At 73.0% G+C, this 26,430-nt stretch carries 17 protein-coding genes; 10 read left to right on the top strand and 7 right to left on the bottom strand.

The genetic code is table 11. The annotated features are described in order from the left end of the window. Position 1: 1 nt before the first annotated feature. Both ACIA5D_RS28595 and ACIA5D_RS28590 read right to left on the bottom strand, forming a co-directional pair. On the bottom strand, positions 2-1,240 hold the full coding sequence (locus tag ACIA5D_RS28595) for an NAD(P)-binding domain-containing protein (protein WP_396033356.1): 1,239 nt from the start codon (positions 1,238-1,240) through the stop codon (positions 2-4). Between the two features lie 4 nt (positions 1,241-1,244). Further along, positions 1,245-1,808, bottom strand: a complete 564-nt coding sequence (locus ACIA5D_RS28590; protein WP_396033355.1) for an OsmC family protein — start codon at positions 1,806-1,808, stop codon at positions 1,245-1,247. A gap of 127 nt (positions 1,809-1,935) precedes the next feature. Between ACIA5D_RS28590 and ACIA5D_RS28585 the strand changes: the two genes are divergently transcribed. Continuing rightward, on the top strand, positions 1,936-4,665 hold the full coding sequence (locus ACIA5D_RS28585) for an ATP-binding protein (RefSeq protein WP_396033354.1): 2,730 nt from the start codon (positions 1,936-1,938) through the stop codon (positions 4,663-4,665). 6 nt (positions 4,666-4,671) lie between these two features. Here ACIA5D_RS28585 and ACIA5D_RS28580 read toward each other — a convergent pair whose 3' ends face one another. Further along, on the bottom strand, positions 4,672-5,022 hold the full coding sequence (locus ACIA5D_RS28580; RefSeq protein WP_396033353.1) for a nuclear transport factor 2 family protein: 351 nt from the start codon (positions 5,020-5,022) through the stop codon (positions 4,672-4,674). Positions 5,023-5,120: 98 nt separating this feature from the next. Here ACIA5D_RS28580 and ACIA5D_RS28575 point away from each other — a divergent pair, with 98 nt between their 5' ends. From ACIA5D_RS28575 to ACIA5D_RS28560, 4 genes are read left to right on the top strand one after another with little or no spacing between them, the layout of a single operon-like run. After that, positions 5,121-8,201 (top strand): ATP-binding protein, encoded by a 3,081-nt coding sequence (locus tag ACIA5D_RS28575; protein ID WP_396033352.1) that lies wholly within the window; start codon positions 5,121-5,123, stop codon positions 8,199-8,201. A gap of 6 nt (positions 8,202-8,207) precedes the next feature. After that, positions 8,208-8,597, top strand: coding sequence for an SRPBCC family protein (locus ACIA5D_RS28570; RefSeq protein ID WP_396033351.1), 390 nt, complete (start codon positions 8,208-8,210; stop codon positions 8,595-8,597). A 34-nt stretch (positions 8,598-8,631) separates the two neighbouring features. Beyond that, positions 8,632-10,056 (top strand): M1 family metallopeptidase, encoded by a 1,425-nt coding sequence (locus tag ACIA5D_RS28565; protein ID WP_396033350.1) that lies wholly within the window; start codon positions 8,632-8,634, stop codon positions 10,054-10,056. 7 nt (positions 10,057-10,063) lie between these two features. Next, the gene (locus tag ACIA5D_RS28560; RefSeq protein WP_396033348.1) at positions 10,064-11,053 is read left to right on the top strand and encodes an isopenicillin N synthase family dioxygenase; all 990 of its coding nucleotides are present in this window, start codon (positions 10,064-10,066) and stop codon (positions 11,051-11,053) included. On the opposite strand, the gene ACIA5D_RS28555 is transcribed toward ACIA5D_RS28560, so the two are convergent. Both ACIA5D_RS28555 and ACIA5D_RS28550 read right to left on the bottom strand, forming a co-directional pair. Further along, positions 11,028-12,557 carry a hypothetical protein gene (locus ACIA5D_RS28555; protein WP_396033347.1) on the bottom strand — a complete coding sequence of 510 codons (1,530 nt, stop codon included), beginning with the start codon at positions 12,555-12,557 and terminating at the stop codon, positions 11,028-11,030. The two genes, ACIA5D_RS28560 and ACIA5D_RS28555, sit on opposite strands and share 26 nt — an antisense overlap. A 1-nt stretch (position 12,558) precedes the next feature. After that, the gene (locus ACIA5D_RS28550; RefSeq protein WP_396033346.1) at positions 12,559-14,619 is read right to left on the bottom strand and encodes a hypothetical protein; all 2,061 of its coding nucleotides are present in this window, start codon (positions 14,617-14,619) and stop codon (positions 12,559-12,561) included. A 170-nt stretch (positions 14,620-14,789) separates the two neighbouring features. On the opposite strand from ACIA5D_RS28550, the gene ACIA5D_RS28545 reads away from it, so the two are divergent. Beyond that, positions 14,790-15,644: an MEDS domain-containing protein gene (locus ACIA5D_RS28545; RefSeq protein ID WP_396033345.1), complete on the top strand. Its 855-nt coding sequence runs from the start codon at positions 14,790-14,792 to the stop codon at positions 15,642-15,644. Then, complete coding sequence (locus ACIA5D_RS28540) at positions 15,641-16,570, top strand: anti-sigma factor RsbA family regulatory protein (RefSeq protein ID WP_396033344.1); 930 nt, start codon at positions 15,641-15,643, stop codon at positions 16,568-16,570. The genes ACIA5D_RS28545 and ACIA5D_RS28540 overlap by 4 nt, the downstream gene beginning before the upstream one ends. Positions 16,571-16,583: 13 nt before the next feature. Here the strand turns inward: ACIA5D_RS28540 and ACIA5D_RS28535 are convergent, their stop codons facing one another. After that, positions 16,584-18,836, bottom strand: a complete 2,253-nt coding sequence (locus ACIA5D_RS28535) for an ATP-dependent Clp protease ATP-binding subunit (protein ID WP_396033343.1) — start codon at positions 18,834-18,836, stop codon at positions 16,584-16,586. A 198-nt stretch (positions 18,837-19,034) separates the two neighbouring features. Between ACIA5D_RS28535 and ACIA5D_RS28530 the strand changes: the two genes are divergently transcribed. The 3 genes from ACIA5D_RS28530 (at position 19,035) to ACIA5D_RS28520 (ending at position 22,753) form a co-directional block, all read left to right on the top strand. Further along, on the top strand, positions 19,035-19,814 hold the full coding sequence (locus ACIA5D_RS28530; RefSeq protein WP_396033341.1) for a hypothetical protein: 780 nt from the start codon (positions 19,035-19,037) through the stop codon (positions 19,812-19,814). Between the two features lie 98 nt (positions 19,815-19,912). Further along, the gene (locus ACIA5D_RS28525) at positions 19,913-21,232 is read left to right on the top strand and encodes a cytochrome P450 (RefSeq protein WP_396033340.1); all 1,320 of its coding nucleotides are present in this window, start codon (positions 19,913-19,915) and stop codon (positions 21,230-21,232) included. A gap of 45 nt (positions 21,233-21,277) precedes the next feature. After that, positions 21,278-22,753, top strand: coding sequence for a tetratricopeptide repeat protein (locus tag ACIA5D_RS28520; protein ID WP_396033339.1), 1,476 nt, complete (start codon positions 21,278-21,280; stop codon positions 22,751-22,753). Between the two features lie 33 nt (positions 22,754-22,786). On the opposite strand, the gene ACIA5D_RS28515 is transcribed toward ACIA5D_RS28520, so the two are convergent. Then, complete coding sequence (locus ACIA5D_RS28515) at positions 22,787-26,332, bottom strand: TIR domain-containing protein (RefSeq protein ID WP_396033338.1); 3,546 nt, start codon at positions 26,330-26,332, stop codon at positions 22,787-22,789. Positions 26,333-26,430 lie beyond the last annotated feature (98 nt).

Genomic DNA, 26,430 nt, shown 5'->3' with positions numbered 1-26,430 from the left:
TTCACCCCGCGGAGCGCAGCGCGCGCCGGGTGGCGATGCGGTCGGCGAGATATGCGGCATCGTGGCGGGCGCCGTCGATGAAGGTCGAGTTGCGCCGGCTCTGGAAGCGCAGGCCGATCGCGTACAGCCCCGGCACCGCGGTCAGGCCGCGGCGGTGGCGGATCTGGCCGCCATGGTCGAGGGCGGGCAACGCCAGCCATGGGTAGGAAGGCCGGAAACCGGTCGCCCAGACGACCGTCGCGATGCCTTCGCGCCGAAGGTCCACCCTCGATGGCGCCGCCGGTACGGCGATCGGGGGTGGACGATCGGGCGGCCCGGCGGCCGTGCCCGGCGTGGCGGCCGCGTAACGATCGATCTCGCCGAGGACCCGGGTCAACCGGTGCTGTGCGGCGCCGACACTGTCGTCCAGGTCGTCGGCGAATCCGGCGACGACGCCGTCCAGCGCCCGCAGCCGCCCGGCCAGCTCGACGCCGGCCATCCGCAGCACGCCGAGGTCGATACCGCGCGCGTCCGATGTGCCGGCGAGTTGCAGCGAGGGCTCCGCCCGTGCGGCCGCGGGGTTCGGTACGTCGTCGATGTCGCGGTCCAGCGCGCCGGCCCGATCCAGCCACCAGAGGATGTCCTGGCCGCGGTACCGGCGGGGCAGCCGCGTGTGGCCACCGACCGCCAGCACCACCCGCCGCCCGGCCAGGGCCAGCTCGTGGGCGATCTGGACGCCCGAGGCCGAAGCGCCGACGACGAGCACCCCGCCGTCGGGCAGGCTCGATGGCGACCGGTAGTGCGCGGGGGTGAGCTGGGCCGTCCCGGGCGCGAGCCGGGCGGCGAGGCCGGGAACCGCCGCCCGGCTGTGGTACCCGGTGGCGATGACCACGGTTCGCGCCACCCAGTCGCCGCGGTGGGTGTACACCCGGAATCCGGCCGGCGTGCGCTCGACCCGGGCCACCGGCGTGTACGGCCGGATCGGGGCATCGAACGACGCGGCGTACCCGGACAGGTGATCGGCGAACTCGCCCGCGGTCATGAATCCGTCCGGCTCCGGCCCCGCATAGACCCAGCCCGGCAGCCGGGTGAGCCAGTTCGGGGTGAGCAGCCGGAAGCTGTCCCACCGGGCGGTCCGCCAGCGCTCGCCCACCGAGCCCCGCTCGAGGACGACGTGGTCGAGGCCACGTTCGGCCAGGCAGTGGCTCATCGCGAGGCCCGCGTGGCCGGCGCCGATGATCACCGTATCCGTGAGTGGCATCGGCTCAGTCGGTGCTGACGTCGATCGACACCGGCACGCCGTTGGTGAGGACGTCGAACACGGCCGACCGGCGGCACGACTGCTCGACGACGGCGCGCAGCTTCTCCGGGTCGTCGCCCCGGACCAGGAAGCTGACCTTGATCTGCTGGTAGCCGTTGCGGACCTCGTCCGAGAGCCCGAGGATGCCCAGCAGGTCGATGTCGCCCTCGACGGTCGAGGAGACCTCGGTCAGGGCGACACCGCGAGCGGCGGCGACGTTCGCGATGCCCGCGGTGAGGCAGGCGGCCAGCGCGTGCAGCAGGTACTCGACCGGCGTCGGGCCGTTGTCCGACCCGACCAGCACCGGCGGGTGATCGGCGTCGAAGGTGAACGGCTGCCGGTGGGTCATCTCCTGCTTCGCGCCGTGGAAGCCGTGGATCGTCGATCGGTTGTGGGTTCCGCTGAGCCAGCGGTTCGTCGCCCGGAACTGGAACTTGGCGAGGTCGGCGTCGGCCCGCACCGCGTCGAGCGTGGCGAACAGGGTGGCAGTGTCGACGCCGTTGCGGGTGGCGTTCTCGGTGCTGGTCATGGATCTGCTCCTCAACTGTGGTTGATCCGATGGTCACCGTGCGGGACCGGCCGGCACATCCGTGCCCAGCACGTGTCCGGGACACCCGTGCTCGGCACGGGTGTCCCGGGGGGCGACACTGAAGGGCGTGACGACGGTGGATTCGGGCAAGGGCGCGGAGCTCACGGCGCGTGAGGCCGAGATCCTCGTCCTGATTGCCCGGCATCTGACAAATGTGCAGATCGCGGGTGCCTTGTTCATCTCGGCGCGCACCGTCGAGGGCCATGTGTCCGCGATGCTCCGGAAGCTGCACCTCTCCGATCGCCGCAGCCTGGCCCGGCATGCCGGCGCCATGCCGGGGCTTCTGGTCAAGTCCGGGCATCGCGGCCTGCCCTTGCCCGTCACTCCGTTGATCGGCCGCACCGGCGAGCGGGCGGCGCTCACCGCGGCGCTCACCGATCACCGCCTGGTGACCGCTACGGGTCCGGGCGGGATCGGCAAGACCCGGCTGGCCCTCAGCGTCGCCGGCGAGGTCTCTCCCGCCCGCCGCGAGGGAGTGTGGTTCGTGGACCTGGTCCACGTGACGGACCCGGCGATGGTCACCGCGGTGGTCGCCGAGACGGTCGGCGTTCCCGAGCAGCGGACCATGTCGATCGACCGGGCGCTGGTAGCCGTGCTCGCCGACAGCGACGCGCTGCTCGTCCTGGACAATTGCGAACACGTTCTCGACGGCGTCCGCGCCTGCGTCGAGCGGATCATCACCGCCTGCCCGGAGATCACCGTGCTGGCGACGAGCCGCACCCGGCTCCTCCTCCCGTACGAGCGGGTGTACGTCGTGCCGGGGCTGTCGGTCGTCGCCGGCGGCGGCGACGCCGTCGACCTGTTCACGGCCCGGGTCGCGGCCGTGACCGGCGACGCGGCGCCGATGGACGCCGGGCGCGTCGCCGCGCTGTGCCGGGCGCTGGACGGCATGGCGCTGGCCATCGAGCTGGCCGCGGCCCGGTTCCCGGCGCTCGGCCTCGACGGGCTGGAATCGGGTCTCGGCCAGCGGCTGCGGTTCCTGACCGCGAACACCCGCGGAGCCGATCGCCACGGCTCGCTGCGCGACGCCATCGGCTGGAGCCACGACCTGCTCTCGTCCGCCGATCAGGCGCTGCTGCGCCGGGTGGGCGTGTTCGCCTCCTGGTTCGACGTCGACGCCGCCTGCGCCGTCGCGGGCGGCGACCGCGAGCGCGCGGAGGTCGTCGACGGGCTGGCCCGGCTGGCCGAGCACAGCCTGCTCGTCGTCGAGCGGGGCGAGCCGACCAGGTACCGGGCGTTGGAGACGATCCGCCAGTACGGCATCGAGCGGCTCGACCAGGCCGGCGACCTCGAGCAGATCCGGGACGGCCACGACCGGTGGTGCCGCACGGCCGTCGCCGCTCTCCGCCGCCGCGACGCGGCCGACATCGACGAGGTCTGGTGCGCCCGGCTCGACCGGGTCGTCGACGACGTCGAAGCGGCGGTCGCCTGGTCGGCCGCCGACGAGAGGCGACGGGGGCGCGCGGCCGAGCTGGCCGCCGAGCTGGCCGGGCTGCTGTTCCTGCGCGGGCGGCAGGCGCAGGCACAGCGAGGCTACGAACAGGCCGCCGAGCTCGCCGCGACGGCCGCCGGGCGGGCAGGCCACCTGAGGCTGGCCGCGGGCGCGGCCGCCAGCCGTTTCGTCGGCGACGAAGCCCTGCGGCTGCTGCGAAAGGCCGCCGGCGCCGCCATCTCGGCGGGCGACCGAGCCGGCGCCGCGCGGGACCTGGCGACGATGGCGATGTACATCAACCGTGCGCCCGGCATCATGGCCACACCCCACCCACCGGCCGAAGCCGACGCGTTGATCACCGAGGCGCGTGCACTGTCGGACGATTCCCCGTCGGCCCGGGCGGCGTTCGCGGTGGCGACCGGGTGGCGCGACCTGACCGCCCTCGGCGACGCCCGGCAGGCCGTTCATCTCGCCGAACGCGCCGGCGACGGAATCCTGCACAGCATCGCCCTGGATTACTTGACTGGTGTCAACCTCGCCAATGACGACATCGCCGAGGCGGCACGGGTCGCGCGCCGGCGACTCGAGGTGCTCGACACGGTCGCCGTCGATCCGCTGAGCGGGTTCGAGTTCGGCGACGGCCATCTCATGGCCGTCGAGGCCGACCTGGCCGCCGGCAACCTGGCCGGCGCCGCCGCCGACGCCCGGCTGCTGGCCGGGCTGCCCTTCTACCGCGACGAGGACCACCTGGCCATGTGCCGGCGCCTGCTCGTCGACGCGTTCGCCGGCCACTTCGACGACGTCATCCGAACCGGAGAGCGCTTCCGCATCGGCTGGGAGCGCGCGGGGCGACCCGTCGCCCGCAACCTGGCCCGGGGCTCGTACGCCGTCGCGATGGCGTACGGCATACGCGGCGACGACGACCGGCGGGCAGCCTGGGTCCGCCTGACGATCGACCTCGGCGCCGACGCCGACGACCTCGCCGGATGTGTGCTGGGATGGCCACCGGTGTTCGACAGCCTGCTCGCCCTGCATCGCAACGACCCGGCGGCCGCCGTGCGGCGGCTCGCGGCCGACATCGATGACGCCGAGCCGTTCCGATCGGTGGGTGTCGGACCGTGCCGGCCATGGTATGCCGCGCTGTGGGCGGAGGCGGCCGTGCTCGACCACCGCGACGACGCGGCCGCCCGCATCGAGCGGAGCCGGCACGCCGCCCGCGACAACCCGATCGCCACCGCCATGGTCGAGCGCGCCGCGGCGATCGCCCACGGCGACCGCGACGCGCTCGTCCGCCTCGCGGTCGTCTTCGCGGGTCTCGGCTGCCCCTACCAGCAGGCACGAACGGCCCGGATGGCCTCCGGGTGAGGATCGTCAGCTGTCCCAGGCCTGGACGGCGGTCTGGTTGTTGATCCGGCCGTCGCGGGTGGTGGCGACCGAGGCACACACCACGGCCGTCCCGTCCGGGTACCGGCAGTGCTGGGTGTACGCGAGAGCGTCGGCGGTGCTCACCATGTCGCGTACCTCGTGATTGATGTTCCGGCCGCAGACGTCACGGTAGTAGGCGCCGATCGCCTCGGTCCCGGAGAGCACGAGCGGCGTGGCCGGCGGGTGGTCATGGTCCACCACGGTCAGCGTGGCGTCGTCGGCGTACCAGGCGAGGACGCCGTCGGCGTCGCGGGTCTCGATGGCCTTGCTCAGGGAGGTCGTGTCGATGGTGTTCATGGTGTGCTCCTTTCGGTTCGAGGTCAGCCTCCGCACCTTCCGTAGGGTTTCCGTCATCGCTGCGTCAAAGCCGTCCGGCCGGGGCCTACGCTGACGCCATGCTCCGGCTGCGACTGCTGGGTGCGCTGACCGTGGAGGCCGACGGCCGGCCCCTGACGATGCCGTCCAGCGAGCGGGCCCGGGCGTTGATCGGCTGGCTGGCCCTGCACCCCGGATGCCACCCGCGGTCCACGGTCGCGGCGCGGCTCTGGCCGGAGGTCCCCGAAGCCAGTGCGCGGGCCAGCCTGCGGACCTCGGTGTGGAACATCCGCCAGGCCTGGGGGCCGGCCGCCGACGTGATCGTCGCGTCCCGCCTGGAGATCGGGATCCCGGCCGGGCAGATCTGGGTGGACGTCCTCGACCCCACCGCCACCGCGGCGGGCAACGGCGACCTGCTGCCGGGCGTCGGCGACGAGTGGGCCGACGAGGCCCGCGAGGCGTACCGCGAGCGGCGCGGACAGGACCTCGCCGCGATGGCCGCGGAGGCGGAACGCGACGGCCGGTGGGACGACGCCGTGCGGCTCACCCGGGAGCGATGCCGGCTCGACCCGCTGGACGAAGCGGCTCACCGCACCCTGCTGGACCGGCTGACCGGCGCCGGCGACAAGGCCGGCGCGGTACGCGCCGCGCGCGACTTCACCGAGCTTCTCCGCTCGGAACTGGGGGTACGGCCGGCGCCGGCGACCCGGGCGGCGCACGCCCGGCTGCGGACCGGCGCCACCGCCGTCGCCCGTCCGGGGCTGTTCGGCCGCGGCCCGCAGATGCAGCGGCTGACCACGGTCTGGCGGGCCGCCGCCGACGGCGCCGGACAGGTGGTCGTGCTGACCGGCGAGGCCGGGATCGGCAAGACGAGCCTGCTGGCCGAGCTGGTCCACCGGGTGAGCGCGGGCGGTGCGCGCGCCGCGGTGGCCGCCGGCATCGGCGTGGTCGGTGAGACGCCGTTCGCGCTGTGGCTGGAGCTGGCACGTCAACTCGCCGGCACCGTCGCGCCGCCACCGCGCGGCGCGAACTGGCCGGTCGAGCTGAACCGGCTGTCGCCCGACCTGGGCGCCCCGCTGGGACGCCCCGACCTGCCGCCCGCGGTGACCACTCCCGAGCTGGAGCGGTTGCGCGTGTTCGAGTCGGTGCTGCGCCTCGTCGAGTGGTCGTGCACCGACCGGCCCGCGATGATCGCCGTCGACGACGCCCACCGCGCGGACCGGGCGAGCCTGCGGCTGACCGCACATGTGGGACGGCGGCTGGCTCATCTCCCGCTGCTGCTCGTGGTGACCCGCCGGGACCGTCCGTGCCGCCCGGAGCTGGACGCCGTGCTGGCCGACCTGGCCGGTCGCTCCGTGCCCATCACCGACATCGCGGTCGGCCCGATCAGCGACGCCGAGGTGGCCGCGCTCGCCCGGTCGCTGCTGCCCGCCGACGACACCATGGTCGGCAGGGTGATCGCGGCGGCCGAGGGCAACCCGCTGCTCGCGGTGGAGAGCGCCCGGGTGCTCGCGGCCGGTGGCGAGGGCCCGCCGCCGAACCTGCGGACCTCCGTACGGGCCACCTGCGGACTGCTCACGGCGGACGCCCAGATGCTGATCAACCTGCTGGCCGTGGCCGGGCGACCGTTGGCGGCAGCGGAGCTCGACGGCCTGCGGGTGCCCGGGCTCGGCCTGGCCGAAGAGGCCGCGAGCGCCGACGGCCTGCTGGTTCGCCGGGGTGGACGGCTGGGCTTCCGCCACGAACTGCTCCGCGAAGCCGTGTACGCGGACCTGCCGAATCCGGCGCCGCTGCACGACCGGATCGCCGTCGCACTCGACCGGCGGGACCCGGCCGAGGTCGCGCACCACCTGAGCATGGCCGGCCGCGACGACCGGGCGGCGCAGGAGTGGGCGGCCGCCGCGGCGTACGCCCGCTCGGTCGGCGCCGTCACCGAGGCGGCCGAGTTCCTGTCCCGCGCCGTCGGCCTCACCCCGGACGCCGGCGCGCTGTGGCTCGAGTTGGCGGAGGTCTGGGCGTGGCTGGGCCGCCGCACCGAGATGGAGGCGGCCTGGGAGCGGGCTCTTTCCCTGCTCGACCCCGACGAGATCGCGCCGGCCTGGTGCCGCCGCGGCCGGCAGTTCCGCACCGTGGTGTGCCATCCCGAGGCGTCGCTGCGCGCCTACCACCGCGCCGAGGCGTCGCTGACCGGCGCGTCGACCGCGGCCGTCCGCGCCGACATCCTGATCGGACTGGCCTGGGGCGAAGCGGTGGCCGGCGATCCGGCCTCCTCGGACGACCTGCTCGCGGCGGCCGAGGCGATCCTGCCCGCGAACCCCGATCCGGTCATCCGTCCCGACATCGCCGAGATCCGCATGCAGGGCCTGATCCGGCAGGGCCGCTTCGCCGAGTCGGTTGCCGTCGCCCGGGGCGCCGGTCCGGACGCCGCGCGGCGCGGATTTCCGGACCGGGCGTTCGCGGTGTGGCTGAACGCCGCCTGCGCCCTCGCGTGCCTGGGCGACCACGAGGGGGCCCTCACCCTCGCCGACCGGGCGGTCGACACCACCGAACCCGTACCGGTGCTGCTGCTGAGCTGCCTGGCCGCCCGGGCGCACCTGCTGGCCCGGCTCGGCCGGCACGCCGAGGCGGCCGAGACGACCCGCCGGCAGCGCGCCGTCGCGGGACGACTCGACTCGCCCGCCCTCGCGGCCACCGCCGCCCACGACGCCGGCCTGGTGGCGCTCGTCGCCGGTGATCACGCCGGGGCGGCCGCCCTGCTCGCCGAGGCCCTGGACGGCCGGGCGCCGGTCAGCCGCCCGTCGGCGGGCCTGCACCGGGCCGAGGCGCTCGCCCTGGCCGGCGACGCGACGGCCGCGGCCGCCCAACTGCGCGCGGCCATGCTGGAACCGGTGGGCCGAGCCGACCAGCCGTGGGCGCTGGTGCCGCGGATCGCCTGGGTGCAGGGCCTCATCGCGCGGTCCCGGGGCGATCTCGCGCTCGCCCGCCGCCGTTTCGAGGAGGCCGCGGAAGGCTGGCGGTCGATGCTCGGCGCCGTCTCCGGGGCCACCGCCGAGGGATACACGGCCGCCCTGGTCGACCTCGGCCGGCCGCCGGTCGCCGGCCTGGTCGAACCGCAGCGGGAACTGGCCCGCGTGCGGAACGCGCTGACGTCGCCGAGGTGATCAGAGATGCCGAGTTTCACGCTGACCGCACGGGCCGCCGCACCGGTCGAGGAGGTGTGGAAGCTTTTGCACGATCCGGCGCGGTTCCCGGAGTGGTGGGCCGGGGTCGAGACCGTCGCGATCGGCGCGGAGGGCGACTACACGATGTGGCCGGCGGGCTATCCGGACTTCCCGATGGCCCAGCACCTCGGGGCCGAACCCGCCGACGGCCGGGTGACGATCTCCTGCCTGGTCTCCGACCTGATCTTCCAATGGCGGCTGCGGGCGGACGGCGAGGCCACCGACATCGACGTCGAGGTCGAGGTGCCCGAGCGCGAAGCGCACCGGCTGGGCGACCAGCGCCGGATCTTGGAGCGGTCGCTGACCACCCTGGCCGAAATGGCCGCGGCGGCCTGATGCACCGATCGGCCGCGACCGATAGCTTGATTCCATGGCGCGAAAGCTGGCTTTGGCTCTGGTCCTCGCGGTATCGACGTCCGTCGTGCTGGCAGGCACGCCCGCCGGCGCCACCTCCTCCTCCTCGCCCGCAATGCCGGGATCGCCCGGCGTGGGCGACCCTTATTACCCGCTGGACGGCAACGGCGGCTACGACGTCAAGCACTACGACCTGGCGATCAGGTACGCGCCGGCGTCGGACGCGCTGGCCGGCGTGGTGAAGATCCGGGCGATCGCGACGCAGCGCCTGTCGGCGTTCAACCTCGACCTCGACGGCCTGACGATCCGGTCGATCACCGTCGACGGCCGCGGGGCGAAGTGGTCCCGCGCCGGCACCGAGTTGACCGTGACCCCGCGCCGGTCGCTGAGCAGGGGACACACCTTCGACACCAGGATCGTCTACGACGGCGTGCCCAAGGTGATCCACGACCCTGACCTCGGCGACGGCGGCGCCTTCACCACCGACGACGGGGTGGTCGTCCTGGGCGAGCCCGATGTCGCTCAGGCGTGGTTCCCGTCCAACGACCACCCGAGCGACAAGGCGTCCTTCTCCATCGCGCTGACCGTGCCGAAAGACCTGCAGGCGATCTCCAACGGCGCCCCGGCCGGCCGCTCGACCGGGCGGGGCTGGACGACGTGGCGCTGGGAGCAGGCCGAGCCGATGGCGACGTACCTGGCCATGGCGGCGATCGGCAAGTTCGACGTGAAGTCGTACCGGAAGAACGGGATTCAGTTCTTCGACGCGATCGACCCGGCGCTGCCTGCGGAGACGTACGACCGGGTGGCCAAGTCGTTCGCCCGCGAGCCGGAGATCCTCCAGTTCCTGTCCGGCTACTTCGGGCCGTACCCGTTCCGCGCGGCCGGCGGCGTCGTGGACGCCGACGGCGAGTGGGACTACGCGCTGGAAAACCAGGGCCGGCCGATCTACACGCCGCAGGACTTCGGCACGCAGGAAGACGGCGACAGCGTCGTGATTCACGAGCTCGCCCACCAGTGGTACGGCGACAGCGTGGCCGTGGACCGCTGGCGGGACATCTGGCTGAACGAGGGCTTCGCCTCCTACGCCGAGTGGCTCTGGAGCGAGCGCGAGGGCCTGGGCACCGCGCAGCAGATCTTCGAGCAGCGGTACGCGACCCCGGCCACCTCGTCGCTGTGGAAGTCGAAGGTCGCCGACCCCGGCCCGCCGAACCTCTTCATCGGCGCCGTCTACAACCGTGGCGCGATGACGCTGCACGCTCTGCGGCTGACCGTCGGCGACGCGAAGTTCTTCCGCATCCTTCGCTCGTGGGCCCAGATCCACCGCAACGGCAACGGGACCACGCAGGAGTTCATCGCCCTCGCCGAGCGCGTCTCGGGCCGCGACCTCGGCGCGCTGTTCACCGCGTGGCTCTACACGCCGTCGAAGCCCGCCCACCCGTAGCCCCGCCATGAAGCTTCCGGTTGTCGACGTGTCCGCGCTGGTCGGGCGGTCCGGTCCGCCGGTGCGCCAGGTTGCCGGCGACATCGAGCGTGCCTGCCGCGACAGCGGCTTCTTCTACGTCGTCGGCCACGGCGTGCCGGACGAGCTGCTGGACAGGCTCGACAGCGCCGGCCGGCGGTTCTTCCGGCTGCCGCCGGCCGAGAAGATGGAGATCGCCATGCGGCACGGCGGCGCCGCCTGGCGGGGATACTTTCCGGTGGGCGCCGAGTTGACCTCCGGCCGGCCGGATCGCAAGGAAGGCCTGTACTTCGGCGTGGAACTGGGCCCGGACGACCCCCGGGTACGCGCCGGCCTGCCGCTGCACGGTCGCAACCTCTTTCCCCGTCAGGTGCCTGAGCTGCGCGAAGCGGTGCTCGACTACCTCGAGGCGCTCACCGCGACGGCGCAGGCCGTGCTGCGCGGCGTCGCGATCAGCCTCGACCTCGACGCCGGCTACTTCGCCGGCGGGTACACGGCCGACCCGACGGTGCTGTTCCGGATCTTCCACTACCCGCCCTCGCCACCGGACAGCGACGACTGGGGCGTCGGCGAGCACACCGACTACGGCCTGCTCACGCTTCTGGCCCAGGACGCCAACGGCGGCCTGCAGGTTCGCTCCCCCGCCGGCTGGATCGACGCGCCCCCGGTCCCGGGCGCGTTCGTCTGCAACATCGGCGACATGCTCGACCGGCTGACCGGCGGGTGGTACCGGTCGACGCCCCACCGGGTCCGCAATCTCAGCGGGCGCGAACGGCTGTCGTTCCCGTTCTTCTTCGACCCCGACTTCACCGCCGAGATCCCGCCGCTACCCCGCCGTACGGCGAGCGTTTCCCGCTGGGACGGCCAGGACCTCGAGGCGTTCACCGGAACGTACGGCGATTACCTGATCGGCAAGGTGTCCCACGTCTTCCCGCAACTGCGCCAAGAGACCCTCAAGCGGAGATCCCCGCGTACGTGAGCCAGCGCTCGCGCGGCGACAAGCGCAGCCGCACCTTGCCGGCATCGACACCACCGAGGGCGGGCAACCGCTCCCGGATCCGCTCCTGGGCCGCCTCGGCGGCGTCGGTCAGCAGGCGTTGCACCGCGGCGTGGTCGCGATGTTCCTGGGAGAGCATGACGATCAGCTTCGCACGGCCCCGGACGACGTCGCCCCGGCACAGCCGCGACTGGGCGTAGGCGACCTCGCAACGCCGGGTGTGCGGCTGCAGCGCGGCCTGCGCCTCGGCCAGCAGCGTCGGCGTGTCGACCGTGCGGTACGGAAGCTGCCACCACAACCAGATCGGGTACGGCACCCGGCCGGTGATGGTGGCCCCGGTCTGCTGGCTCGACTGTGGATACGTGCAGCGCATCGCCGGGCTCAGCGCCACCTTCCAGTCCGCGATCAGCCCTTCGTCGGGTGAGGTGGCGGCGAGGGGCGGTTGGCCGGCGCATTCGACCAGCCTCGGCAGCGCGTCAAGCCAGCCGCCCGACCACTGCGGGAAGGTTCCGGCGGCGGCGACCGGCAGCACCAGGTTGATGAACGTCGTCTTGCGCATGCTGGAGATCGACGCGGCCAGCACCCCGATGCCTCGTGCCCGCAGCGCCGCCACCGCGGCCGCGCTCGTCCCGGCGCGGGACGGGCCGACGACGCTGGCGATCATCGCCCGTTTGGGGGTGAGCACCGAGGCCTCGGGGAAGAGCCGGCCGCGTGCCTGGCGGTAGCGCTCCCGATCGAATCCGCGGATCGTGAACCACTCGCCGCGTACCCGGTTGAATCGCTGGTCGTCCAGTTTGAGGCCGAAGCCGTACTCCTCGGCGAGCGCGGCCAGTTCGGTCTCGAAGTCCAGCCGCGCCTCGGACATCTTGGGATCCATCCCGATGGCGAACCGGAGGCAGGGACCGATCGCGTCGCGCAGCCGCTCGTTGGACCCGTCGCCCCGCTCGGCCACGGTGGTCTGCGGGACGGGGGCGACCGGGGTGTGCAGATGCAGCACCGGGGCGCCGCGCTCGGCCGCCAGGCCGGTGAGCTTCTCGATGATCAGCGCTTGCATGAGCGCTTCCCGGTAGGTCGGGGACCAGTGCGTGTTGCCCAGGGTGATCAGGACCTCGACCTTGCGGGTGGACTGGTGGATGAAGCCGGGATTCGGCACGGTATGTCCGGAGTACGAGAACGTGTCCCGTCGCCCGATCGGTTCCGGGAGGCCGATCTGCACCCGGCCGCTGAACGCCGCCATCGCCGACGGCCAGGTCGACGTCGACACCGACAGCCCGGCGGCGGAGAAGTGGCAGAAGTCGGTCGGCCAGGCGTCCGGGTCCTCCTTGTCCGGGTCGGGGCTGTCGATCGCCATCGGCAAGGGGCCGTCGTGGCCGTTGGCGGGCCCGTGGATCAGGGTGAAACGCACCGAGGCGGAACTGGTGCCGGCCGCCTCGGCCGCTATCCGGGCCAGTTCGGACGACTTCGTCGAGCTTGCTGGCAGCGTCACCTCACACCTCACCACGTGCGTCGAAGAAGTCGTCGGGCTCGACGGGACGGCGGGTGGCCCGGCGGGCGTCGCGAAGCCAGCGGGGCACCCGCGTGGACCGGGGCACCGAGTTGCTGCGGTGGGTCCGCCGGGCATAGAACTCGGACAGGCAGCAGAAGAGGATGACGATGAGCACGGCCAGCGCCACCTGGAAGAGCCTGGTCATCTCGACGTCGGAGCGCACCGTGCCGATCGTGATCGCCAGCGCCGTGGTCACCACCACCGAGGCGGCGGCGAGCGTCCGCTGGTATTTGTGCAGCTGACCCAGCACCGATCGGGTGCTGGGCAGGGCGAGCCGGGCCAGCAGCAAACCGGGCACCAGGAGGAGGACCGCGACGACGGCGTCCGGCTGCTCGGGCACGAAGTCGTCGGACACCTGTGACGAGTACAGCCACGCGATCCCGCCGGACAGGAGCGTCCCGATCCCGAGCACCATCAGGGCCAGGCCGGCCACCATCCGGGTGATGCTCTCGATCAGGGCCGGCGCCTCGTCGGCCAGGGCCATGTAGGCGAAGGCGCGGACCGGCTCGGTGGACTGCGGGCTGAGCTCGACCGAGGGACGGCGCCAATGCGCGTGGGCGCCGTGTTCGCGGGGATCGTTGTCCGTGGTGACGTCCCAGCCCACCTGTGCGGCCCGCAGCCCGTCGGCGATGTTCAGCAGGGCCTGCCCGGCGAGGTCGCTGCGGGCCAGGTGCTGCAGACCGTCCGCGGAGTAGTGCGCGCAGAATGCCGCGAGCACGTCGAGCGAGCAGTCGCCGGCGGACATCGCCGCGATGACCTCGTTGGAGGTGAGCTTGCGCAGCGGCGCCGAGCCCGGGCCGACCGGGATCGGGAGGCGCGCCAGGTACGCCTCGTAGCTGGCCAGGTCGATCAGCCGCCGGCGGCCGAGCTCGGCCAGCCGCGACGCGATGCCCTGCATCTCGAGTTCGAGCAGCTTGTGGTGGGTGCCGAGCCGCCCCGCGCGCCGGGCCACCGACTCGAGGTCCTGGGCGAGCACCTCGACGAACTCGTCGTCGACGTTGCTGGACATCAGGAACCGCCGGACGCTGATCTCCTGCCGGACGTCCAGGGTCAGGTGGTACGCCTTGACCGACCGCGGGATCTCGGTCTCGTACTCCACGACGAACTCCCGGTTCACCGGCAGCACGTTCTTCGCCAGCGTCTGCATCGGCGCCGGGCGGTGCTGGGCGGGCAGCAGCGGCGCCTCCCAGGTCAGGAACCGGCGGGGCCGGTCGAGGCTCAGCTGCGCGACCAGGATGTACTGGCGGGTGGCCAGCTGCAGGAGCCGGGCGAACGGGACACCCTCCGCCGGGAACAACGCGTCCAGGCCGACCAGCGCGAGGTCGCGTACGGAACGGGAGCCCCCGCTGCGGGCGCCCGCGGCGGGCAGCGCGGCGTGATCGAGGGGCGTGTGCAGCCGCTGTCCCGCCGGGGAACCGACCGTGATCAGCTCGGTGATCGCGGCCTCGATCAGCCAGCGTGACCGCTGATGGGTGTGGCGCAGCTGGTGGATCGGGCTGGCCGGGGCCGCGACGTCGTCGTGGGCGTTGATCAGCATGGCCAGCAGCTTGACGAAGGCGGCGGCGGTGACCCGGTTGGCGTCGCGATGGGTGAGCCGCGGCACGACCTCGCCGCTCGAGTCCAGGATGACCACGGGCGCGAGGTCCCGGCGGCTGTAGCGGGAGACCGGCACCCACAGCGACCCGCTGCCGCCGCCCGTGTCGCCGGGCACCATGAGCGTGTCGCGCAGCCGTCCCGAGATGAGGTCGAGGTCCACGTCGACGCTGATCTCCCGGCTCATGTGCCCACGGTCCATCAGGGTCAGATGCTCGGAGAGACGCGGCAGATGGTCGAGCCGGAAGGACAGATCCATCAGGGCGAGCCCGAGCGCTGCCTCGCGGCTGGGGAAGGTCACCGGCGCGGTGGGGACCGGGAGCGCCTGGATCAGGGTTCGCAGAGGATCCAGGGGGCCGCCCGCCGACCGGTCGGCGACCGCGGAACTCCCCCGGATGTGGACGGTCATGCTGCTCCTAGCCCGAATCGGCGCCGTCGCCCCCCAAAGAAACCGCGCCGAGCCGACCCACCTGATCGGGGGATTCTCGGTCTGCTCCGGTTATGGACGGTCCTCGCGCCATAGTATGCCCCGCATCGATGAGCAGTTCGGGCCGAGCGTGGTGAGCGAGGAGTGAGGTCGTGCTGGCAGACGGCGTACCCGGTCTGGCCATGCACGATCATCTCTGCCTCGTGTACGACCGGGACGCCGACGCCCGTCGTGCGCTGCTGGACTACGCCGTTGCCGGACTTGCCCAGCGGGAACGGGTCTGCGTCCTCACGGGGCACGACTCGGCGACCGCGGGGATCGGCGACGATTTGCGGGCCGTCGGTCTGCCCCTCGACGATCTCGTGGACCGCGGCATGCTCGTCCTCGGCTCGGCCGCGGAGGCCTATCTCGACGGTGGCGTCCTCGAATCCGACCGGCGGCTGGACGGGTACGCCGAGGCGGCGCGATCCGCCGTGGCCGAGGGCTACACCGGGTTGCGCGTGTACGCCGAGACTCAGTTCCTGCTCGGCCACCCCGGCGCGCTGGAGGCGTGGCCGGACCACGAGCTACGCGCCGACCTGCTCGTCAAACAGGCTCCGATGACCGTGGTGTGCGCGTACGACGCCCGCCGGTGGACCCCCGGCGACCTGCTGCTCGCCGAGACGGTGCACAGCCGGCGATCCCGTGATCATCGGGCGTTCAGCCTGCACGGCGGCCGGGACGGCGCGTTGCGGTTGTCGGGCGACGTCGACTTCCTCGCCGCTGACCAGGTGTATCGGCTGCTGGTAGGGGCCGCGCCCGGCCGGCCGACCGCCGTGCTCGACGTCAGCGGGGTCACCCTCATCGACGTCAGGGGCGCACGAGGGATCGGCATGGCGTGCGAGGCGATCGCCGGCCGGCACGGGCCCACCACCGTACGGGGAGCCTCGCCGTTGCTTCACAAGATCTGGAGACCAAGCTCCTGGTCCGAGCTCTTCCCGAACGTGATCCTCCAGGACTCACGATGACCTGCGCCGCCCTCGTCCACGAGGCCCTCGTCTACGACGACGACGAGGGCTTCGTCGCGGCTCTGACGCCGTTCGCCGCCGACGGGCTGCGCGACGGGGACGCCGTCATCGCCGCCGTGACCGGGCACAACATCGAGTTGCTGCGGCAGAGCCTGGGCGACGACGCGGGCGGGGTCACCTTCATCGACCGCGACACCTGGTATGTGCGTCCCGCGTCGACCATCGCCGGATGGGTGGACCTGCTCGCGGCCGCGCAGGCGCGGTGTCAGCGGTCCATCCGCATCATCGGCGAGGTGGCGTTCGGCGCCGGCGCCCGGCACGACACCTGGATCCGGTACGAGTCGGCGATCAACGACGTCTTCGCCGGGGCGCCCGCCTGGATCGTCTGCCCGTACGACACCCGCCGCCTGCCGGACCGGATCATCAACGGCGCCCGGGTCACCCATCCGGTCGTGGCCAACGGCCGGCGCGGACTGTCCGAGCTGTACCAGCAACCCAGTGAGCTGCTGCGCGCCCTGGCCGAGCCGTTGCCGCCGATCGCGCGGGAACCGCTCGTCGCGGTGAGCCTGGACGATCCCGTCAGCCCGCGCCGTGCCCGCTACGCGGTCCAGGCCGTGGCGCAGGGCCTCGGCTGGCAACGGCCGGCGATCGACGACCTGTTGCTGGTGGTCACCGAGATCGCGGTCAACAGCCTCGTCCACGGCCGCGCCGACCGGCATCTGAAGGTGTGGATCGACGGCACCGCGATCACCTGCGAGGTGACCGACAACGGCGACGGATTCGCCGATCCGCTCGTCGGATACCGCCCGCCGGCTCATCCCGAGCAGCATGGCGTCGGTCTGTGGCTCGCCGGCCAGCTCAGCGACTGGCTCGCCACCGATCACCGCGGGGGCCTCACCCGCGTACGGTTCCGATTCAGCCGCTGACCTCGGCGCTCGCTCACGGGACGGCGTGCATCTCCGCCTCCGTTCGCTCCTGGAAGACCAGCTCCGCGTCCTCGCAGTCGACCACCATCACCTGGCCGCGGTGGAGCTGGTCGAGCAGGATGCGCTCGGCCAGGACGTCCTCGACCTCGCGCTGGATGGTGCGGCGCAGCGGGCGGGCGCCGAGCGAGGGGTCGAAGCCCTTGGTCGCGAGGTGGCGGCGGGCCGCGTCGGTGACCTCGACGCCCATCTCCCGGTCGCGCAGCCGCAGGTCGATGCGGGCCAGCAGCACGTCGACGATGGCCAGCACGTCGGCCTCGGTCAGGCGGGGGAACACGACGGTGTCGTCGACGCGGTTGAGGAACTCCGGGCGGAAATGCTCCTTCAGCGCGTCGTGGACCTTGGCGGCCATGCGGTCCTGCCCGCCGTCGACGGGCTGGAAGCCGAGCGAAACCGGGTTGGAAGCGGCGCGGGTGCCGAGGTTGGTGGTCATGATGATCACCGTGTTCTTGAAGTCCACCGCGCGGCCCTGGCCGTCGGTCAGCCGGCCGTCCTCCAGGATCTGCAGCAACGTGTTGAAGACATCCGGATGGGCCTTCTCGATCTCGTCGAACAGCACCACCGAGAACGGCCTCTGCCGCACCTGCGAAGTGAGCTGGCCGCCCTCCTCGTGACCCACATAGCCGGGAGGCGCGCCGACCAGCCGCGACACCGTGTGCCGGTCGTGGAACTCCGACATGTCCAGCTGGATCAGCGCCTCCTCGGAGCCGAACAGGAACTCCGCCAGGGCCTTGGACAGCTCGGTCTTACCGACGCCGGAGGGTCCGGCGAAGATGAACGAGCCGGACGGCCGCTTGGGATCTTTCAACCCCGCACGCGTACGACGGATCGCGCGCGCGACGGCACGCACCGCCTCCTCCTGGCCGATGATGCGTTTGTGCAGCTCGTCCTCCATGTGCAGCAACCGCGTCGTCTCCGACGAAGTCAGCCGCTGCACAGGGATGCCGGTCCAGTTGGCCAGGACCTCGGCGATCTGCTCGCCGCCGATCTGCCCGTCCCCCTGGGGCCGCATGTGGGCCCACGCGCCGGCCTCGTCGATCAGGTCGATCGCCTTGTCGGGCAGGAAGCGGTCGGCGACGTACCGGTCGGCCAGGGTCACGGCGGTGGCGAGGGCGCCATCGGTGTACGACACGTGATGGTGCTTCTCGTACCGGTCGCGCAGGCCCTTGAGGATCTCGACGGCCTCGGCGGAGGTCGGCTCGCCGATCGGGACCGGCTGGAACCGGCGGGCCAGCGCGGCGTCCTTCTCGAAGTACTTGCGGTATTCCGCGGTGGTGGTGGCGCCGATCGTCTGCAGTTCGCCACGCGCGAGCATCGGCTTCAAGATCGAAGCCGCGTCGATCGCGCCCTCGGCCGCGCCCGCGCCGACCAGGGTGTGGACCTCGTCGATGAACAGGATGACGTCGCCGCGGGTGCGGCATTCCTTGACCACCTTCTTGAGGCGCTCCTCGAAGTCGCCGCGGTACCGCGAGCCGGCCACCAGGGAACCCAGGTCGAGCGTGTAGACCTGCTTGGCGCGCAGCGTCTCGGGCACGTCACCGGCCACGATGCGCCGGCACAGGCCCTCCACGACGGCGGTCTTGCCGACGCCGGGCTCGCCGACCAGGATCGGGTTGTTCTTGGTGCGGCAGGAGAGCACCACCATGATGCGGTCGATCTCCTGGTCGCGGCCGACCACCGGGTCGAGGCCGCCGTCGCGGGCGCGCTGGGTGAGGTTCTCGCCGTACTGGTCGAGCAGGGCCGAGGTGGCCGGCGGCCCGGCGGCCAGGGCGGGGTGCCCGGACAAAAGCTGAAGGACCTTTTCCCGTACGCGTCGGGGCTCGGCGCCCAGGGCGACCAGGATCTGAGCCGCCACCGATCCGCTCTCCCGGACCAACCCGAGCAGGATGTGCTCGGGGCCGATGTGGTTGTGGCCCAGCTTGAGCGCCTCACGCAGGGCGAGCTCGAGGACGTTCTTGGCGGCGGGGGTGAACGGGACGTGCAGGCCCGGCGTCTCCCCGCTCTGGCCGATGGCCTCCTCGACCTTGAGGCGGGCGGCCTCGAGCGTCACATCCAGAGCGGTCAGGGCCTGCGCGGCCACGCCCTCGCCCTCGCTGATGAGGCCGAGCAGCAGGTGCTCGGTGCCGATGTAGTGGTGATTGAGGAGCCGGGCCTCTTCCTGAGCCAGGACGACAACCCGGCGGGCCTGGTCGGTGAATCGTTCGAACACGAGAATCACGCCCTCGCGGCGAGGCCCCACGCACCCCACCCGGTCGGCGCACGCGGGCGCGCGGGGGTGGTGTGCGCTGAGTCAGAGCCTCTTGGCGTCGACGCGGGCCCGCGTGGGGGGCCCGCAACGCTCGTGCAGGCGCGGCTGCCCCCTCAACGTACAACGAAGAATCTACGATGGCCCAAGGGAGGGGCAGCCATGACCGGAGCCGAACGCCGCCGCCAGGCCAACGACCGTGCACGCAGGCGTGCCATCCGGGCCCTCGCCGCCCAGATGGGAGTGCCTTACTCGGTCGCGGCGCGCCTGATCGCCGATCCGCACCGCGCGCTCGTGTTCGCCCACCGCGAACAACGCCCGTTCCACGCCCGGGTGCGCGACACTCGGGACGCGGCGACTCCCCCGCTGGGCCGAGCCGCCCACCTGACGGCCCGCTTCCCGCGCCTGCGCACCGCCGCGGGCCGGCTCTACGACGGCCGCGACCGCGGGACGGTTCTCGCGATGCTGTACGCGGTGGTGGCACACGAGTCGCCGGGCCTGCTGCCGGCGGCCGGGGAGCTGGAGTGGGTGGCCGAGCTGGGCGAGGAGACGGCGGTCGACATCACGTGCGCGGGCCTCGACCGGGCTGCCCGGCTGCTGCTCGACGCCGACCAGTGGGGGCTGTGGACCAGGGTCGAGGCGGCCCTCGAAGCGGGCGACCCCCGAGGCGAGGCGACGATCAGCCTCGGCCGCGAGCTCCGCACGGTGAGCCTGCGGGGTTCGCTGCCGGGCGCCCGGCAGACCCTCGACGCGGTGCTGCTCGCGGCGCACCGGCTCAAGGCGCCCGGGACGGCGATCGGCCTCGGCGGGCGCACGGCCACGGTGGTGGGTGCGCGCTGGCCCGAGAGCGGGCCGCCGGTGGCGTACGAGGTACGGCTCGACGGCGACCCCAGGATTCATGTTGTCGACCTCGGCCAGGAACAGGAGCCGGCCGGCGTCTGACCCGTGATCGGCCTCACTGCGACGACAGGATCTTGGGGCCACTATTCAGATGCGCCGTTTCTCACACGGGGAAGAACTACGGCCGTCTGGAGGCCGACTTGCAGATCGCCAATGCGGGTACGACGTTCGCTTCGATCCGTCTGCGCCTGCTCGGGTGGGCTGCCCGCCGATTCGCGGGGAAAGCCGGCGAGGTGTCCGTCAGCGGCACCTTGTCGAAGCTGCCCGACAGTTCCCTGTTCCCGTTGTTCCGCACCGGCCTCGACCCGGTGGCCGAGGTGGGCAACCTGCGCGAGCAGTCGCCGGTCAGCCGGCTACCGGTGCCGCTGGGCATCCGGGCCTGGCTGGTGACCGGCTACGAGCCGGTGCGGTCGGTGCTGGGCAGCCCGGACGGTTTCAGCAACGACTTCGGCGGGTTCGCCGCCCAGATCGGGCTGACGGCCGCGGAGGAGCCCGGCGGGCTCGGCATGACCGACCCGCCGATGCACACCCGGCTGCGCCGGCTGGTCACGCCCGAGTTCACCATGCGCCGGCTGGCCCGGCTGCAGCCGCGGATCGACACCATCGTGAACGACCGGCTCGAGGCGATGGCCCGTATCGACGGCCCGGTCGACCTGCTGCAGGAGTTCGCCCTGCCGGTGCCGGCGCTGACCATCTGCGAGCTGCTCGGCGTCCCGTACGCCGACCGGGCGATCGTCCAGGAGTTCAGCGCGGCCAGGTTCGACCTCGGCGGTGGCGGCGCCTACGCGCCGCTCGACGCGATCAACGAATCGCGGGCGTACCTGCGCGGCCTGGTCGCCGACCAGCGCCGCAACCCGGGTGACGGACTGATCGGGTCGCTGATCCGCGACCACGGCGACGAGCTCGACGACCGCGAGCTGACCGGACTGGCCGACGGGGTGCTCACCGGCGGGCTGGAGACCAGCGCCAGCATGCTCGCGCTGGGCGCCCTGGTGCTGATGACGCAGCCGGAGCTGGCCGATCCGCTGCGGTCGGGCGAGCCGGCCGACGCGCTGGTCGAGGAGCTGCTGCGCTATCTGACGGTGGTGCAGGTCGCGTTCCCCCGGTTCGCCGTCCGCGACCTCGAGATCGCCGGCGTGCCGATCAGAGCGGGCGACGTGATCATGTGTTCGCTGAGCGCGGCCGACCGCGACGGCGTGCTCGGTCCGGGAATGGACCGGATCGAGGTCGGCCGGCCCACCAGCCGGTCGCACCTGGCCTTCGGCCACGGCCTGCACCGTTGCGTCGGCGCCGAGCTGGCCCGGATGGAGCTGCGCACGGCCTATCCGGCGCTGGTGCGGCGCTTCCCGGCGATGCGCCCGGCGATCGACCCGGCCACCATTCCCACGCGCCGGGCCTCGATCGTCTTCGGCCTGGACGCGCTGCCGGTCACCCTGGAGCCGTCGAAGCCCGACGACTGAGCAGGCTTTCTTCACCGAGCGTGGATACGGCTACACTCCGCGGCCATGAGCGCTTCACCCGCATCCACCAGCCCGCTCGACGAGGCGTTGGCGCTGCTTCGCGACGGCCGGGTGGCCGAGGCGGAAGAGCTGATGAAGCGTGCCGTGCGCCAGGCCGCGGAAGACAGCGGCGAGCACGGCGCCGCCTGGGCGTCCGCACAGTCCGACATGGGCAATGTGCTGCTGCGGGCCCAGCAGCCCGCGTGGGCGGCCGAATGCTTCCGGGCGGCCGTGGCGGTGGCCGTGGCGCCGGGCGACGACCCGCAACGCCGGCTCGGGTACCAGCTCAACCTGGGTATCGCGCTGGCGCTCAGCGGACGGCTCGAGGAGGGCGCGGAGGTGCTGCGCCAGTCGTGTGCCGGCCGGCTCGACTTCTTCGGGCGTGAACACCTCGGGTACGCGGCCGGCCTGGAGCCCCTCGCCGACGTGTTGCTGCGCCTCGGCGACTTCACCGGCGCGCTCGAGGCGATCGAGGAGGCGTTGCCGATCTTCCAGCGGGCCGGGCACGAGCGGGTAGCCGGCTCGGTCGCGCTGCGGGGCGTGATCCTGCAGGCGGCCGGCCGGAGCGGGCCGCTCTTCGCCGGGCTGCGGGATCTGCCCGACACCGTCGTGGAACGGGTCGCCGCGATCGCTGCCGCCCGCGTGCACCAGGGCATCGACCCGGAGGCCGCGTACCTGCTCGTCGCCCACCTCGCCAACGCGCTGCGCGAGCGTCTCGGGCCGGACCACGTGGCCACGGTCGGCGCGTTCAGCACCCTGGCCGTGCGGGCCGCCGAGCGTGGCGACCACGCCGGCCGCACCGCGGCGCTGCGGCGGGTGCTCGCCGCCTACGACCGGCAGAACCGCACGGAGGAGGGACTTTCGGCGGCGATCGACCTCGCCGAAGCGCTCAATGCCGCCGGAGAGACCGAGAAAAGCCTGCTCACGTACGAGGACGCAGCCGCACGCGCCGAGCGGACCGGCCGCGCCGACCGGATCAGCCAGGCGCTGTTCGATTGGGGGCTCGCCCTGCAGGAGGCGGGCCGGCCCGAGCCGGCCGCGCGGCGTCTCGGTGAGGCGGCCGCCGCCGCACGCCGCGGTGACGATCCCGAGTTTCTCGGGCAGATCACCGCCGCGTACGGAATCTGCCTGCAGCACCTGGGCCGGCCGGCCGAAGCGCGCGAGGCCCTCGAGGAGGGCATGTCCGTCATGGATCCGCGTGGCGAGGCCGCGCATGCGGCTCGCGACCACCTGGTCGCACTCCTCGACGGCCGGGAGTGTGACTGCGCCCGCCTGCGGGCCGCGCTCGAGGAGGCGTACCGCCAGTTCGTGGTGTCCCGCATGCCCGACGGCCTGCTCGCCCGTTTCGACGTGCGGATCGTCGGCAACAGCTTCATGGTCGACGTCGAGTTCCAGCAGGAGCCGGCCGAGGACGAGCTGCAGCGATTCAACGAGGTCGTGCGGGCCGGCCACGCCGAGTTCAGCCGCACGGTCGCGAGCTAGCGCGCGGGCCGCCTGGCGGCCCGCGCCGGCCCGTCAGTGGGGACAGGTTTGCCGGTACGGGATCTCCGGGACGAACCGCGCCCATTCGGCCGCGGTCAGGCCACGGCCGGCGACCCGGCAGGCGTAGCCGGCCGGGTCAGCGCGGAGGCTGTTCAGCTTGGTGAGGCTCCACAGCGTGACGGTCGGGCCGCCCGAAGCCGGTTGGCCGGTGATTGCCAGCGTGCGCCCGTCCGGCCCGAACGTCACCTCGCGCACCTCGGTGCTGAAGGAGGTCTGCACCGTGGCGAGCTGGATCGGCGCGGCCGGGTCGGTGGTGTCCCACAGGATCGCCGTGAAGTCGACGCCACCCACGGCCAGGGTGCGGCCGTCGGGGCCGAAGGCCACCGAGCCCACCCACCTGCTCTGGCCGGCCAGGGTGGCGAGCCGTTGCGGGCGGGCCCGGTCGGTGACATTCCACAGCAGCGCGGTGTTGTCGAAACTGCCGCTCGCCAGCGTGCGCCCGTCGCGGCTGAAGGCCAGCGAGGTCACGAACTTGCTGTGGCCGGCCAGCGAAGCGAGCCGGACCGGCACGGAAGGGCCGGCCACGTCCCACAGCGTGATCGTGGGATCGGTGGCGCCGGCGGTGGCCAGGGTGCGCCCGTCCGGGCTGAACGCCACCTTCCCGCCGACCGTGACGTCGCTCAGCCGGGCCAGCAGGGCCGGACGGGCGCGGTCGGCCACATCCCACACCATCAACGTGCCGGCGCCGGCGGTCACCGCCAGGGTGCGCCCGTCGGGGCTGAACGCCATCGCGTTCGTTCCCACGGTGGTCTGGGGCAGGACGGCGAGCGTCGTCTTCCGCGCCGGCTGCGCCACGTCCGCCAGCGTCAGTGTCCGGCTGCCCGCCGACACGGTCGCCACCGTCCGGTTGTCCGGGCTGAACGCCACCGCTCGGACCGATCCGCTGTCGAGGGCCAGGTCGGCGCCGCGTACGGGATGCCCGGGGTCCGTGGTGTTCCAGGTGCTCGCCGCCCCGCCCGAGCCGGCGGCGGTCAGGGAGCGTCCGTCGGGACCGAAAACCGTGGCCAGGGGGTTCCCGGCCGGGACGGCGAGCGTGGCCGGCTGGTCCGGGGCACCGGGCGGGGTCACGTTCCACACGGTCGCGGTCGCGGAGCCGCCGGCGGTGACCAGCGTTGCGGCCTTCGGGTCGAAGGACAGCGAATCGATCGGCCCGCGAGACCGCACGCGGGTGAAGGCCCCCGGGCTCCTCGACTCCGTCCGGTCCCAGAGCAGCGCCGTTCCGTTCTCGTCACCGGCGGCGAGCAGGCTACCGTCCGGGCTGAACGCCACCGAGGTGATGCTGCCGGTGAGGCCGGTCAGCCGGGCGAACGGGTCGGTGCCCGGGTCCGGGTCCGGCCCGCCCGGCGTTCCCGGGGGCGGCGAGTCCGGCCCGCCCGGGGGCGGCAAGTCCGGCCCGCCCGGGGGCGGCAAGTCCGGCCCGCCCGGGGGCGGCAAGTCCGGCCCGCCCGGGGGCGGCGAAGGAAGACCGGGCGGGGCTTCGTCCTGCACGTCCTGATCCAGCTCGATCCCGAGCGGGTTCCGGGCCGTCATGTCGTAGAGAGCCACCGTGCCGTCGGGGTCGCCGAAGGCCAGCGTCGAGCCGTCCGGGCTGAACGCCACCGGCGACCCGCCGAAGGTGACGACGCCGGGAAGCGTGACCGGAAAGACCGGGTCCGTCAGGTCGTAGAGCGGGATGAACCGCCCCTTGTCCACGAACAGGAGGCGGCCGTCCGGACTGATCGCCAGACGATCGACCGGATAGGTGTCCTTCTCGGTCAGCGTGGCGAGCAGGGCGGGACGCGTCCGGTCGGTCGTGTCCCACAGGGTCGTGGTCCCCAGGTCGTCGCCCGTGACGAAGATGGCGCCGTCCCCGCTGAACGCGAAGGCGCTGACGTCGCCGTCGCCCGGCAGGATGGCGAGCCGGACCGGACGGGACCGGTCGGCGACGTCCCACAGGACCGCCTCGCCCTGCGCGCTCACGACGGCCAGCGTCCGCCCGTCCCGGCTGAGCTCGAGGGAACTGCCGATCGCGGCCTTGTCCGCAAGCGCGGCGATCCGGATCGGCCGGCGCGGGTCGGCCACGTTCCACAGCGAGACGCGGCCGTCGTTGCCGAGAGCCGCCAGGACGCCGTCCGGCCCGTACCTGGCCGCCGTGACGGTGGCGAGCGTGCCGGCGTACTGCGTCGCGGTGACGATGCCGGCGAGCTGGCGGCGGGTCGCCGCGTCGGGGTTGAGCCCCTGGGCCGCCGCCCCCAGCATCAGGGCGGTCTGGGGGTCCTCGACGATCGTCGCCGTAGCCTGGTTCATCAGCCGCCGGCCGACCGCGATGCGCTGCTGCTCGTCGGCCTTGGCCTGCTGCCTCGCGGCTTCCGCGGCCGCCTGGTCGGCCAGCCGGCGCTGCTCGGCCGCGATGCCGGCCAGCCGCTGCGCCTCCAGCCGCTGGCGCTGCGCCTCCTGCTTCTGCCGCTGCGCCTCCTGCTGTTGGCGCTGCGCCTCCTGCTGTTGCCGCTGCGCCTCCTTCTGCAGCCGCTGCGCCTTCTCGGCCGCTTCCTTCGCCAGCTGTTGCTGCTCTCGTGTCCGGTCCGCTGCCCGATCGGCGAGCCGCTGCTGGCGCAGCGCCTCGGCCGACGCCTGATCGGCCAGTTCCTGCTGCTGCCGGGCCGACCGCTCGGCCTGCTGCGCCAGTCGCTCGGACTCCTGCGCCGACTGCTCGGACTGCTCCGCCTGTGCCGACGCCTGATCCGCCTGTGCCGACGCCTGCGCCGCCCGGGTGTGCTGCTGCCGGGCCAGCTCCTCCTGCCGGCGCGCCTCTTCCGCCGACTGTTCGGCGCTGTCGCGCTGACTGTCCGCGACCTGCTGCTGACGCAGCGCCTCGGCCGCCGCGGCCTTGGCCCGCTCGGCGTTGCGCACCGCCGATATTCCGGTCAACGATGCCACCAACGCCAGGACCACCAGGGTCGCCGCGGCCCCCGACCGCAGTCGCCTCGCCCGGCGATGCTGCCGGACGTCCTCGCCCTCCAGCTCGTCCTTGCTCACCCCGTGCATCGGGGCCGCCAGCTGCGCGATCGCGTCCCGGAAGCGGGAGTGGTGCAGGCTCAGGTGCTCGCTCCCGCGCGCCCACCGCAGATCGAGGAAGAACGGCTCCTCGGTGAACACGTCCCGCAACGCCGGGGGCACCGCCGTCGAGCCCTCGGAGAAGTCGCCACGGTCCTCGTCCCACGCCCACTCGCCGTCGGTCACCACGGGCAGGATCCGATCCGCCGATTTCGTGGCGATCCAATGCTCGATCTCCCGGTTCACCCACTGCGACCGCGCGGCCTCGGGCGAGGCGAGCAGCACGAAAAACTCCGAGCCGTCCAGGGCGGTCTGGATGGAGGACCACAGCCCCGGCGTCACCGCCAGCCCGGTCTGATCCCGGAAGATCCACAAGGCGCGCCGGCGGTGCCAGGGCTTGGCAAGACGGTGCAGACCACGCTGTACGGCGGGAGCGAGCCGCCCGTCGGCAGCGTGGCTGTACGAAATGAAACCATCGAAGGTCATGGCAGGTCCCCTGGCAGTCGGCACGTGCTGCGACGACAGATTGTGCATGCCAGCGCCCCACGAGAAAAGGCGAGGGATCGTATCGTCATGGTGCATCG

It is taken from the genome of Actinoplanes sp. NPDC051513 (assembly GCF_044454685.1).
Classification (GTDB): Bacteria; Actinomycetota; Actinomycetes; order Mycobacteriales; family Micromonosporaceae; genus Actinoplanes.
The sequence above is the reverse complement of the archived record's forward strand: the minus strand, read 5'-3'. Positions and strand labels throughout refer to the sequence as shown.

Excerpts from the sequence above, each read along its gene's own strand:
- ACIA5D_RS28595 (WP_396033356.1), bottom strand. The coding sequence starts at position 1,240 with ATGCCACTCACGGATACGGTGATCATCGGCGCCGGCCACGCGGGCCTC.
- ACIA5D_RS28590 (WP_396033355.1), bottom strand. The coding sequence starts at position 1,808 with ATGACCAGCACCGAGAACGCCACCCGCAACGGCGTCGACACTGCCACC.
- ACIA5D_RS28580 (WP_396033353.1), bottom strand. The coding sequence starts at position 5,022 with ATGAACACCATCGACACGACCTCCCTGAGCAAGGCCATCGAGACCCGC.
- ACIA5D_RS28575 (WP_396033352.1), top strand. The coding sequence starts at position 5,121 with ATGCTCCGGCTGCGACTGCTGGGTGCGCTGACCGTGGAGGCCGACGGC.
- ACIA5D_RS28570 (WP_396033351.1), top strand. The coding sequence starts at position 8,208 with ATGCCGAGTTTCACGCTGACCGCACGGGCCGCCGCACCGGTCGAGGAG.
- ACIA5D_RS28565 (WP_396033350.1), top strand. The coding sequence starts at position 8,632 with ATGGCGCGAAAGCTGGCTTTGGCTCTGGTCCTCGCGGTATCGACGTCC.
- ACIA5D_RS28560 (WP_396033348.1), top strand. The coding sequence starts at position 10,064 with ATGAAGCTTCCGGTTGTCGACGTGTCCGCGCTGGTCGGGCGGTCCGGT.
- ACIA5D_RS28550 (WP_396033346.1), bottom strand. The coding sequence starts at position 14,619 with ATGACCGTCCACATCCGGGGGAGTTCCGCGGTCGCCGACCGGTCGGCG.
- ACIA5D_RS28540 (WP_396033344.1), top strand. The coding sequence starts at position 15,641 with ATGACCTGCGCCGCCCTCGTCCACGAGGCCCTCGTCTACGACGACGAC.
- ACIA5D_RS28530 (WP_396033341.1), top strand. The coding sequence starts at position 19,035 with ATGACCGGAGCCGAACGCCGCCGCCAGGCCAACGACCGTGCACGCAGG.
- ACIA5D_RS28520 (WP_396033339.1), top strand. The coding sequence starts at position 21,278 with ATGAGCGCTTCACCCGCATCCACCAGCCCGCTCGACGAGGCGTTGGCG.
- ACIA5D_RS28515 (WP_396033338.1), bottom strand. The coding sequence starts at position 26,332 with ATGACCTTCGATGGTTTCATTTCGTACAGCCACGCTGCCGACGGGCGG.